Origin of the sequence: Fibrobacter sp. (assembly GCF_045112255.1) — a bacterium.
Classification (GTDB): domain Bacteria; phylum Fibrobacterota; class Fibrobacteria; order Fibrobacterales; family Fibrobacteraceae; genus Fibrobacter.
Genome location: NZ_JBGUHR010000025.1, coordinates 59,762 through 77,436, shown reverse-complemented (window position 1 = coordinate 77,436; position 17,675 = coordinate 59,762). Strand labels below are relative to the sequence as shown.

Here is a 17,675-nt window from a genome sequence, read left to right as displayed (position 1 = left end):
TTAAGCTTGTCATCCTGAGCGAAGGGCGTAGCCCGAAGTCGAAGACAACTCAGAAGGCGAGCGTTGCAAAAATGAGCTTGATCATTTTTATAACCGAGCCAAGGAGTTGGAGCTTCAGCTCAATCCAGTGAAGTCTTGCTTTGAAATTTCTATATTGCATTTCATGCTTTGCAATCGAATTCTTGGTACGACTCATCACGGCACTTACAAGAAAGTGGTCGATGTTCCTCTTTTGCGTGAGGAACTGACGGCGCGTTCTATCCGCTGCATTGCACGCGATGGCGTCGAAATAGAAATCGATGTTTACGAAGACTTGCAAGAAGGCGATATCGTCGCCGAGACGGACTTTAACGTGTACGCGATAAAGATTTATGTGCCCAAGAAAAAGCCCGCTGAAGCTCCAACTCCGAAGTTTAAGAGCTATTTGTAGAAATCTAAAGAGAATTTCTGTATTTTCTCCAGTCTCCGTATTCCGAAATGTCTTTCGCTTTGCCCTTTCGATACAGTTCTAGGACGGAACTGTCGGCTACGAATCCCGAAACGAATCTCCCGTCAATAGTTTTTACTTTTCCAATTGAGAGTGGGGCGGGAACGCGCTTGACGAATTCGCCGAAGTCTTGTGCTGAAAGTCCGTAAATCTCGATGTAGAAACTTTGGCCTTCGCCATTGGATGCTGCGATGAGGGCTGGCTTGGGAATTGGACCGCTCAAGGCGAGCATCTTGTATTCGGGGGCGGTATTGGTAGCTTCGAGAAAAACGGCACGGGAAAGTTCTTTGTGAAGAGGGCATCCTTTGAGGTGCGCTCCACAAACGGCAAGTGGAATTTTTGAGGCGAGATAACCTTCTACTTTCTTAGCGGCGTCGAGCAGTTTGTAGTCGTCGAATGCTTTCCCGACGAGAGTCACGCCAAACGGGAGGCTTGATGTATTCCCGTTTTCGCAGAAGGCGTCTTCGGAAGGAATCGCCAATGCGGAATAATCCAGCAAATTCATGTAGTTGGTGTAGTACCCTAAATTCGAGTTTAGTTCGATGGGGTTCTTTTCGACATCGGCGGTCTTGTAAATGGTCCCTGCGGTGGGTGTGAGCAAAAAGTCTACGGATGAGATAATCTTGTCTGCAATTTTCTTGTAAGCTTGCAGCGTGTGGAACCCTTCGAAAACTTCAGAAGGGTGCGGGGTACGCTTGGGCATGATAATTGATTTTGTGACCGGATGGATTTCATCCGGGTGTTCTTCGATAAACTTTCCTACGGCGTTGTAGCGCTCGAATACCCACGGGCCTTCGTAAAGGAGCTTCGCTGCCTTGAGGAATGGCTCGAATGGAATAATGACCTTGGTGCCGCCTGCTTTTTCGAATGCTTGTACAGTCTTTTCGAATGCTTTGCGGTAACCTTCGTTTCCAAAAAATTCCAATTTGTCCGGAACACCGAATGCCCATTTTTCAGGGAGGCGTGTGCGATTGGCTTCTCCGTGAATCCATGGCGCTTCGCGAGAATATGGGTCTTCGCTATCTTCGCCTTGTGCAATGTTCAAAACTTCTTGGGCGTCATTAGTATCTAGCGCAAATATGCTTACGCAATCAAGGCTTCGGCAGGCCGGAATAACGCCGCTTGTGCTGAGCAATCCTCGAGTCGGCTTTATACCAACCAGTTTGTTGAAGGCTGCGGGAACGCGCCCAGAGCCTGCGGTATCTGTACCGAGAGAAAAGCTGCATAATCCGTAAGCGAGCGCTGCGGCAGAACCGCTGCTGCTTCCGCCAGAAATGTATTCGGGTACAAATTTGTTTGGAATGGAACCATAAGGACTGCGGACGCCGACAAGCCCTGTGGCGAACTGATCCATGTTTGTTTTGCCAAGCGGTATGGCGCCTGCTTCGATGAGACGACTTACGACGAACGATGATTTTTGCGGCTTGTAAGCGTAAGCGGGGCAGGCTGAGGTGCTTTCTAGACCTTCGAAATCAATGTTGTCCTTGATGGCAAAAGGAATGCCGAATAAAGGCTTGTCCGCAGGAATGGCTTTGTAATTTTCAAGCGGTTCCAAGTATTTTTCGAGAGCTTCTCGAGAAAGTCGGCTAATCCAAATCTGCGATGGCGCTTTGTCCATTTCTTTAAGGATGTTTTCGATGACCGCGCGTGGAGTCGTTGTTCCATTGCGGTAGGCATTTAGCAGAGTTGAAATTCTAAGGTCCATAAAACCTCCTTTTAGGATTCCAGTATGCAATCCATTGCAAGGCTGTAGAGTCCTGCGAAATATTCGTTTTCGGTATTGGGTTTGATGATGATTCGCGGCAACTGTAGGCGATTCAAATGTTTTCGCAGATGTAGAACGATGGCTTGTTCGCTTATTTCGTTGGCGAGTCCGCCGGTAATGACAATCTGCGCGGGGTCCAGAAATACGGTGGCGGCGACAACAAGCTGGTTGACGATGGGAGAGGCGTATTCGATGTCGCTGAATGCGGCGTTTTGACTGTTCTTGTCGAAGCTGAACGGAAAGTACGAAAGTTCTCCGGCCAAGTTTGAAGTCCCTCGTAAAATTTTACCATCGACGATAAAGCCTCCGGCAGGCGTGTTTCCCTTGGGGAAGAACAGCAGGGCGACATTCTTCTCGTCGCTGTTTGCTTTGGAGTAGCCTAGCGCAATCGTGTTCATGTCGTTTTCAACGATGGTCGGAATTTTGACGGCCTCTTCGATTCTTTCGGCGAGGTCGATCCCGCGAAGTTCCTTGATGTCGCAGAATTCGATTATTCCGTTGTTGACGCAGCCTTGTACTCCGATGACGAGGACGCCTATGCCGGATTCCTTTTTCAAGATTTTTCGGATGTTTGCAATGATGACTTCTGCTGAAAGATTCTTTTCTCTAAAGGCTCCGTTTTGCTTGATGTTCCCGGCGGTATCTTGAACGCGGTAACGCAAGAATTTTCCTTCGTGATCGGCGTGGGCGAATAGGCAAAGAATTTTTCCTTTTTCGTGATTGTACTGGTAGGCCATTGCTGGGCGGCCTCCGCTAGAAATTCTTTGTTCGTCTTCGATGATTTCACCGGAGGCTGTTAATTCGTTTAAAATGGTACCGCATGTGACAACGCTCAGCCCTGTTTCTTGAGCGAGTTCTGCTTTGGTTGCGGATCCCAAAGAAAGTAATGCCTTTTTTATGGCTTGCTTATTATGTTGCTTTAAATCGGCTGTCGTGTTAGTTTGTTTCATGGTCAAAAATATAATGACGGTTTGGTACTTTTGTAAAGACATTAAAAAAGTTTTTTTTGAAAAATTTTTTGAATAGACTAAAAATTCTTTTATTTGCATAAAAATGTCGTTTTACATTCTGTGAAATACCCCTATACTTTTTAAAAGTCTTTTACAAAGTGTGGTGCTACAGAACTGTTACAAAAACCATAAATTCCAGAAATGTGGCGATTTTGACGAAAAAACGGCAGTTTGAAAGTTTTGGCACACCGTTTGCTATTGGTGTTGTGAAAAGAAATCCAAAAAGTGAGGAAAATATGAATTTGAAAAAGATCCTTCTGACATGCATTGCCGTTGCCGCCGCTTCTGTATATGCTCAAAAGCCTGTGCTGAAAATTGCCTACAGTGATTGGCCGGGTTGGACCGCTTGGGAAATTGCCGACAAAAAAGGTTTCTTTAAAAAGCATGATGCCAATGTTAAACTGGAATGGTTTGATTACGGCCCGTCTATGGACGCGTTTGCTGCTAAGCAGGTCGATGCCGTTGGGGTGGCTAATGGTGATGCGATGATGATGAACGCTACGGGCGCCCGTAACTCGATTATCTTGATCAACGATTACAGTAATGGTAACGACAAGATTATCGGTGCTCCGGGAATCAACTCTGTTAAGGATCTCAAGGGCAAAAAAGTCGGTGTCGAAATTGGATGCCTTTCTCACGCGCTTTTGATCAATGCGTTGACGAAAAATGGACTCAAGGAATCTGATATTACTTTAGTCAACATGCCTACGCATCAAGCGGTGCAGACTCTTGAAAGTGGCGAAGTTTCCGCTGTTGTTGCCTGGGTTCCGCACTCTGTAAATGCTCTCGAAGTCGTTAAAGGATCTAAAGAGATTTATACCAGCGCAAATGAACCCGGAATCATCTACGATGTCCTTGCCGTCTCTCAGGAATCGCTGATGAAAAACAAGGCTGAATGGCAGAAGGTTGTTGCCGCTTGGTACGATGTCATCGACTTCTTGAACGACCCGAAAAATAAGGATGAAGCGGTCAAGATCCTTGCAGCTCGAGTGGGAATTTCCGAAAAGAAATATGCCACGTTTATGAGTGGAACTCGATTCTTGACGGCAGAAGAAGCGTCCGCACGATTCAAGAAGGGTAGTGGCTACAGCTCCATTTATGGCTCCAGCAAAAATGTCGACGCCTTCTTTGTCAAGAACAAGGTTTACGACAAAAGCGTGAATGTCGACCGCTATATCATCCCTTCGTTTACGGAAGCTTTCCTCAAGACGAAATAATGAACCTTTAAAAATGGAATAATCATGGTAAACCCGATTGGAATTCAAAAGCATGTTGGGAAAAAGTGGACGACTGTGCTGACGGTACTCTCGTTCATCATTCCCCTTGCCATCTGGAGCGTGGTGAGTTACGTCCCCTTTGTGTACCACCCGCTCGTCAAGGTCGTCGATGCCGGCGGAAGCATGTTTTGCCAACCGGGTGACGAAATTGAACGCAGTAACTTTGAAGAAGAGAACCGGAATCTCCTTGAAGCTAATGAAAAGCCTATGACGGGAATCCGCGTGAATCCCGCTTATCTTCCGGCTCCGCACAAGGTTGCAAAAGCTCTCGTCACGGCTTTTATGACCGAACCGAAGCGCGATGGTGATGTCTGGTTTTACGAAAGCATTCTGCATTCAATCAAGATTGTGTTCCTTGCATTTTTGCTTTCGAGCTTGATTGGTGTGCCTCTAGGTGTTGCGTGTGGCGCAGTTCCGTTCTTTGAAAAGCTGACAGGTCCGTTTATCGAATTTTTCCGGTATTTCCCGGCGCCTGTGTTTGGAGCTTTGGCGGTTGCCATCCTCGGCATCAATGATGCTCCCAAGATTGCGATTATCATCATCGGTACATTCTTTCAGCAAGTTCCGATGCTGTGCGCCACGACGCGTCGCGTAGATTCGACTCTCATCGAAGCGGCCCGTACTTTGGGAACATCGCCGATGCGTATTATGTTCAAGGTTGTATTGCCCGATATCGCTCCGAAGATGTACAAGGATATGCGCATTCTTTTGGGTTGGGCTTGGACTTACCTCATTGTCGCAGAAGTGGTGGGAACGAGTTCTGGCATTACCTGGTTTATCAATCAGCAGGCGAAGTACCGCAACTTTGACAACGTCTATGCTGCCATCATCATCTTGGGCATCATTGGACTTGGTTGCGATATGATCCTCAACTTCCTCGGTCGTGATTTCTTTGCCTGGGAAGGTGGCCGCGTGGGTGTCAGCTCTAAGATCAAGAAAGAAATTCTTGCCCCAAAGGATAATGTTTTCACGTTCTGCCTCACCCCCGAAGAAAAGGCGCTCAAGGAGAAGTATCATGAAAGGCCGTAAAGATTGTTTTGAAGATTACATTTTGGAAGCCTGCCATATAGTCAAGGACTTTGAGAAGACTTCTGAAAAAGGAACGCATCGGGTTTTAGATGATATCTCTTTTGGTGTGCGTCGTCGCGAGTTCCTTTCGATCATTGGCCCGTCTGGTTGTGGAAAGTCGACTCTCATCCGCATTGCGGCGGGGCTTGAAACTGCGACTCGTGGAGAGTTTAGACTTGATGGAAAGATTGTTCGCGGTTCCGGAGCTGAAAGAGGAATGGTTTTTCAGAAATATTCGCTTTTCCCGTGGCTTTCGGTAAAGAAAAATGTCATGTTTGGGCTGGAATCTACAGGGCACGATAGCGATGATGCCGAAGAAATTGCTTCTCAGTGGCTTGAAATTGTTGGACTTGAAAAGTACGGCGAATATTTCCCGAAGCAACTTTCTGGCGGTATGCAGCAGCGAGTCGCTATTGCGAGAGCCTTGGCCCCGCAGCCGCGCGTGCTCTTGATGGATGAACCGTTCGGAGCGCTTGATGCGCAGACGAGAGCGCAGATGCAAAAGTATCTGCTTGAAGTCTGGAAAAACATCGATATCACCATCATTTTCGTGACGCACGATCTTGATGAAGCCGTATTCCTTTCGGACCGCATTTTGACTTTGCAAGCCAATCCCGGAAAGGTCAAGGAATTGGTTGATGTCAACATTCCTCGCCCGAGAAATAAGGAAACCCTTACTTTGCCTGAGTTCGTCGAAACGCGCAAATACATCGAAGAACTCATTCGCCCGCCCAAGGTAAACGAAATCACTGAAGAAGAATTCAACATCGTGAACATGGTCGGGAAACAACTTTAAAAAACAGGAGCTAATATGTCTGAATCTAGAGTCCTTTGCGAACAAGTGATTGCCGGTGGCTGGAACTATTCTCGAATCGTCAAGCGCGGCCAGAAAATTCGACTCACCGACATTGAGGGTGGTGCGAACGCCTCCTTGATGTGCTACAACGCCCACAATTTCACGGAACGCTTTAACCTGGGCGATACCCTGAAAATCCAGCACATTTGCAGAATTGCAAAGAACTGCTGCCTTTATGGCGATATGGGCCGTATCTTGTTGAGCGTTGTCGAAGATACTGTGGGCTGGCACGATCCGCTTTGTGGCTGCACACATGCCTCGCTGATCAAGGAACGTTTTGGCGAAAAGGATTATCAGAGCGCCCACAACGATTTTTACCGCAATGGTTACGACTCTTTGCTTGTTGAAATAGGCAAGCACGGCATGACCAAGAGAGACTTTACGGAACTCATTAACTTTTTCAGCAAGGTTGTGGTGACTTCTGACGGAAAGATGACTTTTGTAGAGAATAATTCTAAGCCTGGTGACTATGTGGAACTGCGTGCCGAAATGGATACTTTGGTCGTTATTGACACGGGTATGCATCCGTTGAATCCGAGCAAGGAATATTTGCGTAAGCCCGTGAAGGTCGAACTCCTCACTTGCGATATCGCTGGTGCCGAAGATCCTTGCTTTACCTGGTGCCCGGAAAACGGTCGCGGCTTTATCAACACGGCAAACTACAACTTGTAAGAGGTCTATCATGTTTACGAAGTATTTGGAAAGTACGCTCAAGGAAGAAGACGCTTGTTATGTTGAAGATGTGGCTGCAGGAAAGGGCTGGCTGCATTTGATCAAGAAAGGTCAGATTTTCCGCATTTTGGACCTCAAAGGAAACCAGGCTGTCGATACGCTGTTCATCAATGCGAATGACCCGTCGGAACGCTATAGCGTCCAGCAGACGGTGCAAAGACAGGCGAACTGCTTGGTCGGTGTTGGCACAAAGCTTTATTCCAATGACGATCGCCCGATGCTTACGGTTGTTGCGGATACTTGTGGCGACCATGATACGCTCGGAAGTGCTTGCTCTTGTGAAAGCAATACTTGCCGCTATTCGCTTGACAAGCGTTATATGCATGCCTGCCGTGAATCGTTCTTGAAGGTGCTGCTTGAAACGCCGAATCTGGACAAGCGTGATCAGGTGAACAACTTGAACTTTTTCATGTATGTTCCGTTTGACGAAAAGGGAAACCTCAACTTTGCCGATGGCATTTCTTCACCGGGAAAGTATGTGGAAATGCGTGCCGAGATGGATGTTCTTGCCGTCGTGAGCAACTGCCCACAGCTGAACAATCCCTGCAATGCTTACGATCCGACGCCGGTAAGGATGATTATTTGGGATTCAAAGGAGTCCGTATGAACTCGAAGCTTCTTGAAAGCCCGCGTCGCGTAGAAGATGCGGTATCGGATGTGACCGTCCTTGCCGGGGACGGTTACATGCTGCCCCTCAAGAAGGGACAGATTCTCCGCTTGGTCGATGTAGAAGGCAACCAGTCTGGCGATGTGCAGATTTATAATGCGAACGACCCGACGGAGCGCTACAATGCTAACAACACCATTACGGCCCAGGCGAATACGATGATTGAGCTTGGTACTGTCATCCGTAGCAACTGCGGAAACGCCATGCTTACGGTTATTGCGGATACCTGCGGCGAACATGACACGCTTGGAAGTGGATGCTCTGCGGAAGGAAACGTTGTGCGTTATACGAATAAGACTCGTTATATGCACAGCTGTCGCGATACATTTGTGCGGACGCTTGAAAATTACGGTTTGAGCAAGCGCGATCAGACTTGCAATTTGAACTTTTTCACGAAGGTCATTTTGGATGATAAGGGGCGCCTTGAATTTGCCGATGGCATTTCGGGTCCAGGAAAATACATTGAACTTCGCGCCGATATGGACGTTCTGTTTTTGCTTTCGGATTGCTCGCAGTTGAACAACCCTTGTAACGACTACAACCCGACTCCAATTCGACTTTTAGTTTTTGACAAATAATTTTGGATGCCGCTATGGACAACAACTACGTTTATCGAAACTTCACCAGGGAATCGCTTGGAAAAGCCTACGACAACAGCAGTGCTGTTGAAAATAGTTCTGAAATTTTGGAAGGCTTCAATGCTCGAAGCGCTGAAATTTCAAAGCAGTTCCAAGATTCGATGAATTTGCATTATGGCCTGGATTCTAGGGAACGTATTGATTACTTTAGTTGTGGTAAAAAAGACGCCCCGCTTTTCGTCTTTATCCATGGTGGGTATTGGCAAATGCGTAGTAAGGACACCTTTCGCTTTTTAGCGAAGGGGCCTCTTGCTCAAGGATTCGATGTGGCGAGTATTGGATACCCGCTTGCTCCTAGCGCAAGTATTGGTGAAATCGTTGCAAGCGTCCGTAATGCGCTCTATTATTTGCGCTGTAATAGTGATGTCCTTGGCTTTGACGATTCGTGTATTTACGTATCGGGCTGGTCGGCTGGAGCGCATCTTGCTGTTAGTGTGCTTGATGAAACTGGCGTATGTGGGGCGCTTGCCATCAGCGGTATTTATGACTTGAAACCTATTTCGCAATGCTTCTTGAACGATAAACTACAGCTTACCGAGAATGAGATTCTTTTGTACAGTCCGCTCCGTAGGCCGTTTGTCAAAAAGCCGATTGCCGTAGTTGTTGGTGCAAATGAACTTCCGGAACTCCGTAGGCAAAGTGCAGAATTTGCGATGCACCGCGCCGAAGAAGATATTCCCGGTTCGTTCAATTTGCTTTCGAACCATAACCATTTTACGATCCTCGAAGAGCTTGAAAATCCCGAAGGATCCCTGACGCAACTTCTTGTACAATTGATTAAATACTAAAGGAGATAGCCATGTTCAACAAAGTGCTTGTAGCAAACCGTGGCGAAATCGCTTGTCGCATTATTCGTACCCTGAAAGAGATGGGAGTAAAATCTGTTGCCGTTTATTCTGACCCGGATGAAACCGCAGCTCATGTATTGATGGCTGATGAAGCCGTTCGTATTGGCCCTGCTCCAGCTAAGGACAGTTACCTGAATGTTCCTGCCATTTTGGATGCTATTAAGTCGACTGGAGCCGAAGCGGTTCACCCTGGTTACGGTTTCTTGAGTGAAAATGCTGATTTTGCAAAGACTCTAGAAGATAATGGAATTGCTTTTATCGGACCGACTCCGAAACACCTCATTGAATTTGGCCTGAAGCACCGTAGCAAGGAACTTGCACAGGAATTTGATGTTCCGCTAGTTCCCGGTTCCGGTCTTTTGGAAAGTTTGGATGATGCTATTGCTCATTCCAAGGAAATTGGCTATCCAGTAATGCTTAAGAGTACCGCAGGTGGTGGCGGTATTGGCATGAGCATTTGCCACAGCGAAAAGGAACTCGTTGAAAGCTTTGATAGAATCAAGAGGTTGAGCGAAAACAACTTCAAGAATGCAGGCCTCTTTGTTGAAAAGTATGTGGAACGCGGTCGTCATGTCGAAGTACAGGTCTTTGGCGATGGCGAAGGAAATGCTGTCGTGCTTGGTGAACGCGATTGCTCTGTGCAACGTCGTAACCAGAAAGTCATTGAAGAAACTCCTGCGCCGTGCTTGCCCGAAAAGACCCGTGAAGCTCTCCATGAGGCGGCTCTGCGACTTGTACAAGGCGTTTCTTACCGTTCTGCCGGTACTGTTGAATTTATATACGACGCTCCGAACGATCGTTTCTATTTCCTCGAAGTCAATACGCGTTTGCAAGTTGAACACGGCGTCACCGAAACGGTTTATGATGTTGATTTGGTGCGTTGGATGATTGAACTTGCTGCTGGAAATCGTCCCTTCGAAATTGGCGCAAAGTTTGTGCCACATGGACACGCTATGGAATTCCGCGTTTATGCCGAAGATCCGGGAAAGAATTTCCGCCCGAGCAGTGGCCTTTTGACGGAAGTGAATTTCCCGGAAGGCATTCGCGTTGATACATGGGTTTCTCGTGGCACGGAAGTCAGTGCTTTTTATGATCCGCTTTTGGCGAAAGTCGTTGTCGCTGGTGAAGATCGTGAAGACAATATCGAAAAGGCAAAAAAGGCTCTCACCGATGTCAAGCTTTATGGCTTTGAAACGAACATCAAGCTCTTGCGCGATGTGCTTGAAATGCCGAATTTTGTTTCGGGAAAGGTTTCGACCTGGATCTTGAACGACTATAAGTATCGTGACAAGATTTTTGAAGTTCTCGCGCCGGGTTTGCAGACAACGATTCAAGATTATCCGGGCCGCTTAAAGTATTGGGATGTGGGCATTCCTCCTAGCGGACCTATGGATAATTACAGCTTTAGGCTTGCGAACAAGATTGTTGGTAATGCCGAAAATGCGGCTGGAATCGAAATGACGCATTCGGGATGTACGCTTGCGTTCCATACGGATGCTGTGATTGCGTTTACCGGTGGTGATTTTCCGGCGACTGTAAACAATATGCCGTGCCTGAAGAATACGCCTGTCGAAGTTCACGATGGTGATGTTCTCAAGTTCGGAGTTTCTAAGGCTGGGCAACGCTGCTATTTGGCGATTCGCGGTGGCATTGATGTTCCGGACTATTTAGGTAGCAAGTCCACCTTTACTTTGGGTGGCTTTGGCGGTCACGGTGGACGCGCATTGACTGCAGGAGATATTCTCCATATTGGAAACGATGCTTCTGGTGAAACGGTTATTCCGGCGGCATCGGCGATTCCGTCCATTGGAAATGAATGGAAAATCGGTGTAATGTATGGTCCTCATGGCGCTCCGGATTACTTGACGACCGAAGACATTGAAGAATTCTTTGCGGCAACATGGGAAGTGCATTACAACTCTTCTAGAACGGGTATTCGCTTGATTGGTCCACAGCCTAAGTGGGCGCGCCCCGATGGTGGTGAAGCTGGGCTTCATCCCTCGAACTTGCACGATAATGCGTATGCCGTCGGAACCGTAGACTTTACGGGCGATATGCCGATTATCTTGGGTGTTGATGGTCCGAGCCTTGGTGGTTTCGCTTGCCCGGTGACGATTGTGTCTGCGGAACTTTGGAAAATGGGACAGCTGCGCAGTGGCGACAAGGTTCGCTTTATTCCGCTTTCTGTAGAAGAGGCTGAAAAGATCCGGATCACTCGCGAAGAAATGCTTGCCGCCCCAGAAAAGGCTTCGAAAGCGGCTCCGGCGCTAGTTCCTGCTCCAGTGACGTCGCCGATTATTTCGGAATACAACACTGATTCTGAAATGGAACATATCGTTGTTCGAGCTGATGGCGATGATAACGTACTTGTCGAATTTGGCCCGGCAATTATCGATTTGCGCCTCCGTTTTACGGCTCATGCATGGATGCTCGCTGTCAAAGAAAAGTTTGCGGATGTGCTGATTGATGTTACTCCGGGTATCCGCTCTATACAAATTCACTACGATATCAAGAAAATCCGTCAGAAAGATGTCTTGGAACGTCTCTGGGATTTGGCTGAACACTTGAGAAAGAACAAGCTTACGAAAGTTCCGACGCGAACTATTTATTTGCCGCTTTCGTGGGATGACCCGCAGACTCGAGTTGCTATCGAAAAGTATGTAACGACGGTTAGACCGGGCGCTCCTTGGTGTTGCCCCAACAACATTGAATTCATTCGCCGCGTCAATGGCCTTGATTCCATTGATGATGTTAAGCGGATTGTTTTTGATGCGGACTATCTCGTGATGGGACTTGGGGATGTTTACCTTGGCGCTCCTGTTGCAACTCCGCTCGATCCGAGACATCGTTTGGTCACGACCAAGTACAACCCTGCACGTACATGGACTCCTGAAAATGCAGTGGGCATTGGTGGTGCGTACATGTGCGTTTACGGAATGGAAGGCCCTGGCGGTTATCAATTTGTCGGACGTACGGTGCAGATGTGGAACCGCTTTAAAAAGACTAGTGATTTCCCGTTGCCGTATCTGTTGCGCTTCTTCGACCAGATTCGTTATTACGAGGTTAATGCGGAAACCCTATTGCAAATGCGAAAGGACTTTATTGCTGGCAAATTCCATGTCACCGTAGAGAACAGCTCGTTTGATATCGAGGAATACGAAAAATTCCTGAAGGACAATGCTGCTTCAATCTCTGCATTCGAAGAAAAGCGTACCAAGGCTTTCGAAGAAGAAAAGGAACGCTGGATTGCAAATGGCCAGTTCACTTTTGAAAGCCACAGCGCAGAGTCCGCTCCGGAAGCCGAAATTACGCTAGCCGAAGGAGAAGATGGTGTTTACAGCCCTGTAGCCGGTTCTCTTTGGAAGCTGGTTGTCGCAAAGCCTGGAACGTCGGTAAAGGAAGGTGATACTCTCGCGATCATTGAAAGCATGAAGACCGAAATTCCTGTAATCGCAACGAGTGGTGGCGTTGTGTCGCAGATCTTTGTGAAGGAATCTTCTGAAGTTCGAGCTGGGCAATGCCTAGCATCCGTGAAATCCTAAAAGCAAACCCCTAATCACAATCAAGCCTTTGCATTATTCCCTAATGCAGAGGCTTTCTTTTACGCTGATTTTTTCTTTGCCGAGTAGGCGGTGGAGCTTGCAGCGGAAAAGCGGGATGGCGGCGATGGTGCCGAGGGCGACAATCGGAATGGCGATATAGGCGATTCCTGGTTGGTTGATTTGCGGTCTGAAAAAGAGTCGCAAAATCAGGACAATCCACCAGTGAACTGCGAGAATCACGAGAGCGTTGCGGGAAATGTTTCGCAAAATGCCTTTGGTGATGCGGATGGGTGCGATGTCTGGAATTTTGCTTGCAAGCAGGAATGTGGCTATGAGACCGATAATGCCTGTGATGGAACTTGCAATAAACTGAGGGAGACTCTTGCCCAAGTCGTTGTTCATGATGCTGAAATTCGGACTCGGCGATTCCAAGAATGCGTATGCGATAAAGCTTGCGATTCCGATGGCGGCAACGATGGCCGTATTTCTTGCGGCGTGGGCTGCGCCTGCGGAAATGGCTCTGTGAATCTTCTTGATTGGTTCCTTGCAAAGATACCCGCATCCGAAGAAGAATAAAATTGTGAGGTCGCGCTCGATGCCCAGCGGCAAGTGAAAGTGGCTTTCATTCAGAAGCCAACCGCAGAGAAGGCCTTCTATGGACATCACGGCAAAAAACAGCTTGGGGTTGACTTGCTTTTTGGACATCTCGTGAAGCAGGTAAAATAGCAAGCTGACGGAATAAAGCGTAAACACGAACCACAGTGGCCCCGCGCCGACTGAAGATTTTCCGGCGATGAAAATTTTAGCGATGTTCCAATAAATATATTGCCATGTGTTGTTGATGTCGGGAATGGTATTCACGACCATCATCGTGGGCGATTTCGGAAACAACGCGAAGTTATAAACAACGGGGTCTAGCGCGAAAAACAGAAACGAAAGGAAAAGATAGGGGAGTAAGAGAACGCGCGTTTTGTGGGTAAAGTAACTCTTGAAATTGGTGAAGCGCTTGGTGCTGAAAAGGAATCCCGAAATAAAGAAAAATGCCGACATGCGGAGCGCACTCAGGTGCCACATTCCGAGGTGCGCGTTCGGAAAATTTTGTTCAATGTGGAACAGGCAAACGAGCAAAAGGACGAATCCCTTGAATTCGTCAATCCAGCCGATTCTCGCTTGCCCGTTATTGCCCACGATTTAGTACCATCCCTTTTCGTTGCCGATTGTGGTGCTTGGTCCGTGGCCGGGGAATACGACTGTTTCTGCCGGGAGCGTGAGGAGTTTTGATTTAATGCCACTTACGAGGGCAAATTCGTCACCGCCGTAGAGGTCGCTGCGTCCACGGCTCCCTGCGAAAATGATATCGCCCGGGAAAAGGAGCGGAGGAATATTATCTTGTCCGTTGACCTTGCCCGGATTTTCACAGAAGAATGCGAGGCCGCCCGGGGAGTGCCCTGCCACGTGAATCACTTGCAGGCGGATTTCCGCAATTTCGACGATGTCGCCTTCGTTAAGGTTGCCGCCGAGAGCCGGGGCTAAATCGTTGCAGGGGAGGCCGAACATTTGGGCTTGTTCGTTCTGTACGCCTAATAAGAATTCGTCGTCTTTGTGCGCTTCGGCCTTGACGCCAAAAGTGCGTTCTGCAAATGCGTTCCCGAGAACATGATCCAAGTGCAAATGCGTGTTCAAAACGCGCACGACTTTGAGACTTTCGCTCTTGAGGTAATCCGTGAGTGCCGTTTGTTCACGGGCATTGCTCACGCTCGGGTCTATCAGGATGGCTTCGCCCTTGCTGTTGCTCAGGATGTAGCAGTTCACTCCGAATGGATTGAATACAAATTGCTTTATTTCCATAATAAACCCTTAATGTTTCCTATGGCGATTGCGTAAGCGACGCTGGAGACGGCGTTCCCGTTTGAGGGTGTCCATCGAGACCGTGTGGAGAATGTCAATAACGCGTTCGCGGGCATAGGACTTGTTCAGTTTTTTGTGCGTCACGTAGTCCAACAGGCACACGCATAAAAGTAACAATCCGACAAAAATCGAGAGCGAAATCGGCCAAAGATGAACGGTGAATTTGGCTGCAACGAGACCGAAAGCGGGCGGCATCAGGATGGAACCGATGTAGGAACCGGCGAGCTGGATGCTGATCGCTTGACTCGAAAGAGATTCTCCAAAACGTGCAGGGGTCGCGTGAATCAGCGAAGGATAAACGGGAGCGCAACCGAGTCCGAGCAGACAAATGCAGGCGGGCTGCAAGTTTAGCGGAAGCGGGATTGAAAGAATGAGGCAACCCACAGAGACAATGAAAATTCCAGCGTAAATCAGTCGGTGGTCGGTGAATTTAATCGCAAAGAAACCGCTTGCGATGCGACCGATCATCACGGAGGCAAACATGAGCGAGACGATGAATGCTCCGATTTCGGGCTTGAATCCGCAGGCGATGAGGTAAGTGCCGCACCAAAGGCTTGTCGAGATCTCGAGTGCCGAATAAAAGAAGAACGTGAGGAACGAAAGTTTCATTCCCGGGACGCGGAGCGCTTCGCGGATGCTGATGTGCGGCGCGTTGTTTGAATTGCTGTCGGGGCGCGCGGCATTCCCTGACGCATTCCCAGATGAACTGTTGCCAGGACCCGCAACTTTCGCATTTCCAGGATCGGTGCTTCTAGAACTTGCCGGGATGGTGACGTTTTCCGAGAGTCCTCCGCGCGCTTCCGCTCTTTTCCACAGCGGAAGTGAAATTAGAATCAGTACGAATATTGCGGCGAGGGCGATGGCGACATATTCGTATGCCCCACGCCAACCGCCATCGGTCATAATCGAGAACGAAAGGAGTGATGGCCCGAGCGTAGCTCCGATGCCCCAGCTTGCATGCAACCAGTTTGTGTGCTTGGATTCCAGATAAATGGCGGCGAAGTTGTTCATCGCTACGTCAACGGCTCCTGCTCCAATGCCCATCGGAATGGCCCAAAGGCAAAGGATGTTGAACGAGTCTGCGAAACCGTAACCGAGCGATGCAATTGCGGTCAGTGCAATGCTGTACGCGACGAGTTTCCCGGTGCCCAAGATGCGGAGAACTTTCGGTGTGCAAAGGCTAGAGACGATTGTCCCAAGCGATGCGATAATGGATAGAATGCCCGCCGCAGAAATCGGCGTTTTAAGGTCTAGATGCATTAAGGGCCAAGCCGCCCCAAGAATGGTGTCGGGGAGACCTAGCCCAATAAATGCAACGTATATGACAACGAGGAGGAAAATAACTTATTCCTTCACGCTCCAGGTCGTGCCTTCCTTAGAGTCCTTGATCACGATGTTCATCGCGGCAAGTTCATCGCGGATGCGGTCGCTTTCGGCCCAGTTTTTGTTGGCGCGAGCTTCCTTGCGGGCTGCGATGAGAGCTTCGACCTTGGCGGTATCGATGTTGTCGTTTGCGCCCTTCTTGGCGTATTCTTCGCGCGGCTGGTCGAGCTTGAGACCAAAGATCTTGTCGAAGTCAGCCACGAGTGCAGCCTTTTCGCCGTCATCGATTTCGCTCTTGAGCATCGTGTTCATGATGCCGAGTGCGCGAGGCATGTTGAGGTCGTCACCGATCGCGTCCTTGAATTCCTGCTGGAAAGCCTTGGCTGCTTCGCTTGTGATGGCGGTTGCCTTGCCAATTAGCGGGTCTGTCTTTTTGTGCAAGCTCTTGAAGGCTTCCTTGGCACCGGTGAGGGCTTCCCAAGTGAAGTTCAGGTAGTTGCGGTAGTGGCTGCCGAGTGCAAAGTAGCGGTAGTCGAGCGGGTTGAATCCGCGTTCCATGAGGAGCGTGACGGTCAAGAATTCGCCACTGGACTTACTCATCTTGCCAAACTTAGTCTCGGTCGTGCCGTCTTCAAGCTTTTCTTCGCTTGCGGTGCGGAGGAATTCTCCGTGCATCCAGAAGCGGCTGAACGGAACGCCGTTCGCGCATTCGCTCTGTGCGATTTCGTTCGTGTGGTGAACGCGGATATGGTCCGTGCCGCCGCAGTGGATATCGAGCGTCGGACCGTTGTACTTCATGGCCATGGCGGAGCATTCGATGTGCCAACCCGGGAAACCAACGCCCCACGGGCTGTCCCATTCCATAGCGCGCTTCTTGTCGGTTGGGCTGAACTTCCAGAGAGCAAAGTCAGTGGCGTTCTTCTTTTCGCCCATGTCGATGCGGCTGCCTTTACGGAGGTTTTCCACGTCGAGGCGAGCAAAGTCGGCGTAGCGCGGGAACTTGAGGCTGTCGAAGTAGATGCCGTCCGAAGTGCGGTAGGTGAAGCCCTTTTCTTCGAGCGTCTTTACCAAGTCAATCTGTTCCTTGATGTGGTCGGTGGCGCGGGTCCAGCGGGTCGGTTCCTGGATGTTTAAACGGTGCCAGTCGGCCATGAAAGCGTCGGTGTAGAACTTGGCGATGTCCCAGACGGACTTGCCTTCGCGTTTTGCGCCCTTTTCCATTTTGTCGTCGCCGGTATCGCCATCGCTCGTGAGGTGGCCCACGTCAGTGATGTTCACGATGTGGTTGACCTTGTAGCCGTAGTAGTTGAGCGTACGGACCAAAAAGTCTTCAAAAATGTAAGTGCGGAGGTTGCCGATGTGGGCAAAGTGGTACACCGTCGGGCCACAACAGTACATACGCACGGCGGGAACGCCTTCGGGAAGAGTGAACAGTTCTTTCTTGCGTGATGCGGTGTTGTAGAATTGAAGTGCCATAAAGCCTCCGGTTAATGCGGCGCAACATGCGCCAAACATGCTAATGCGCGAGGCAATTTAGAAATTTTTACAAGGGGC

The 17,675-nt window shown here is 48.9% G+C and carries 14 protein-coding genes and 1 pseudogene; 9 read left to right on the top strand and 6 right to left on the bottom strand.

The features are described from left to right. Window positions 1-163: 163 nt before the first annotated feature. Window positions 164-430: a hypothetical protein gene (locus ACJMM9_RS02430; protein ID WP_088640874.1), complete on the top strand. Its 267-nt coding sequence runs from the start codon at window positions 164-166 to the stop codon at window positions 428-430. A 4-nt stretch (window positions 431-434) separates the two neighbouring features. On the opposite strand, the gene atzF is transcribed toward ACJMM9_RS02430, so the two are convergent. Continuing rightward, complete coding sequence (gene atzF / locus ACJMM9_RS02425; RefSeq protein WP_405323512.1) at window positions 435-2,192, bottom strand: allophanate hydrolase; 1,758 nt, start codon at window positions 2,190-2,192, stop codon at window positions 435-437. Between the two features lie 11 nt (window positions 2,193-2,203). Then, window positions 2,204-3,202 (bottom strand): ROK family protein, encoded by a 999-nt coding sequence (locus ACJMM9_RS02420; RefSeq protein ID WP_405323509.1) that lies wholly within the window; start codon window positions 3,200-3,202, stop codon window positions 2,204-2,206. Window positions 3,203-3,498: 296 nt separating this feature from the next. On the opposite strand from ACJMM9_RS02420, the gene ACJMM9_RS02415 reads away from it, so the two are divergent. From ACJMM9_RS02415 to uca, 8 genes and pseudogenes are all read left to right on the top strand, one after another. Then, window positions 3,499-4,479 carry an ABC transporter substrate-binding protein gene (locus tag ACJMM9_RS02415; RefSeq protein ID WP_405323506.1) on the top strand — a complete coding sequence of 327 codons (981 nt, stop codon included), beginning with the start codon at window positions 3,499-3,501 and terminating at the stop codon, window positions 4,477-4,479. A gap of 24 nt (window positions 4,480-4,503) precedes the next feature. Continuing rightward, a pseudogene (locus tag ACJMM9_RS02410) lies at window positions 4,504-5,448 on the top strand (ABC transporter permease subunit); the annotation flags it as partial. Window positions 5,449-5,554: 106 nt separating this feature from the next. After that, window positions 5,555-6,403 (top strand): ABC transporter ATP-binding protein, encoded by an 849-nt coding sequence (locus ACJMM9_RS02405; RefSeq protein ID WP_405323503.1) that lies wholly within the window; start codon window positions 5,555-5,557, stop codon window positions 6,401-6,403. A gap of 15 nt (window positions 6,404-6,418) precedes the next feature. Beyond that, a complete protein-coding gene (locus ACJMM9_RS02400) occupies window positions 6,419-7,135 on the top strand; it encodes an urea amidolyase associated protein UAAP1 (RefSeq protein WP_405323500.1) in 717 nt (238 codons plus the stop codon). A 10-nt stretch (window positions 7,136-7,145) separates the two neighbouring features. Then, window positions 7,146-7,802 carry an urea amidolyase associated protein UAAP2 gene (locus ACJMM9_RS02395; protein WP_405323497.1) on the top strand — a complete coding sequence of 219 codons (657 nt, stop codon included), beginning with the start codon at window positions 7,146-7,148 and terminating at the stop codon, window positions 7,800-7,802. After that, window positions 7,799-8,440, top strand: coding sequence for a DUF1989 domain-containing protein (locus ACJMM9_RS02390; protein WP_405323494.1), 642 nt, complete (start codon window positions 7,799-7,801; stop codon window positions 8,438-8,440). The genes ACJMM9_RS02395 and ACJMM9_RS02390 overlap by 4 nt, the downstream gene beginning before the upstream one ends. Before the next feature lie 14 nt (window positions 8,441-8,454). Further along, entirely contained in the window at window positions 8,455-9,288 is an 834-nt protein-coding gene (locus ACJMM9_RS02385; RefSeq protein WP_405323491.1) for an alpha/beta hydrolase, read from the top strand. An 11-nt stretch (window positions 9,289-9,299) separates the two neighbouring features. After that, entirely contained in the window at window positions 9,300-12,890 is a 3,591-nt protein-coding gene (gene uca, locus ACJMM9_RS02380) for an urea carboxylase (protein WP_405323488.1), read from the top strand. 33 nt (window positions 12,891-12,923) lie between these two features. Here the strand turns inward: uca and ACJMM9_RS02375 are convergent, their stop codons facing one another. From ACJMM9_RS02375 to cysS, 4 genes are read right to left on the bottom strand one after another with little or no spacing between them, the layout of a single operon-like run. Beyond that, window positions 12,924-14,078 (bottom strand): acyltransferase family protein, encoded by a 1,155-nt coding sequence (locus tag ACJMM9_RS02375; protein ID WP_405323485.1) that lies wholly within the window; start codon window positions 14,076-14,078, stop codon window positions 12,924-12,926. A gap of 3 nt (window positions 14,079-14,081) precedes the next feature. Then, complete coding sequence (locus ACJMM9_RS02370; protein ID WP_405323482.1) at window positions 14,082-14,738, bottom strand: MBL fold metallo-hydrolase; 657 nt, start codon at window positions 14,736-14,738, stop codon at window positions 14,082-14,084. A gap of 9 nt (window positions 14,739-14,747) precedes the next feature. Next, window positions 14,748-16,106: an MFS transporter gene (locus ACJMM9_RS02365; protein WP_405323586.1), complete on the bottom strand. Its 1,359-nt coding sequence runs from the start codon at window positions 16,104-16,106 to the stop codon at window positions 14,748-14,750. A 36-nt stretch (window positions 16,107-16,142) separates the two neighbouring features. Further along, complete coding sequence (gene cysS, locus ACJMM9_RS02360; RefSeq protein ID WP_405323480.1) at window positions 16,143-17,597, bottom strand: cysteine--tRNA ligase; 1,455 nt, start codon at window positions 17,595-17,597, stop codon at window positions 16,143-16,145. Window positions 17,598-17,675 lie beyond the last annotated feature (78 nt).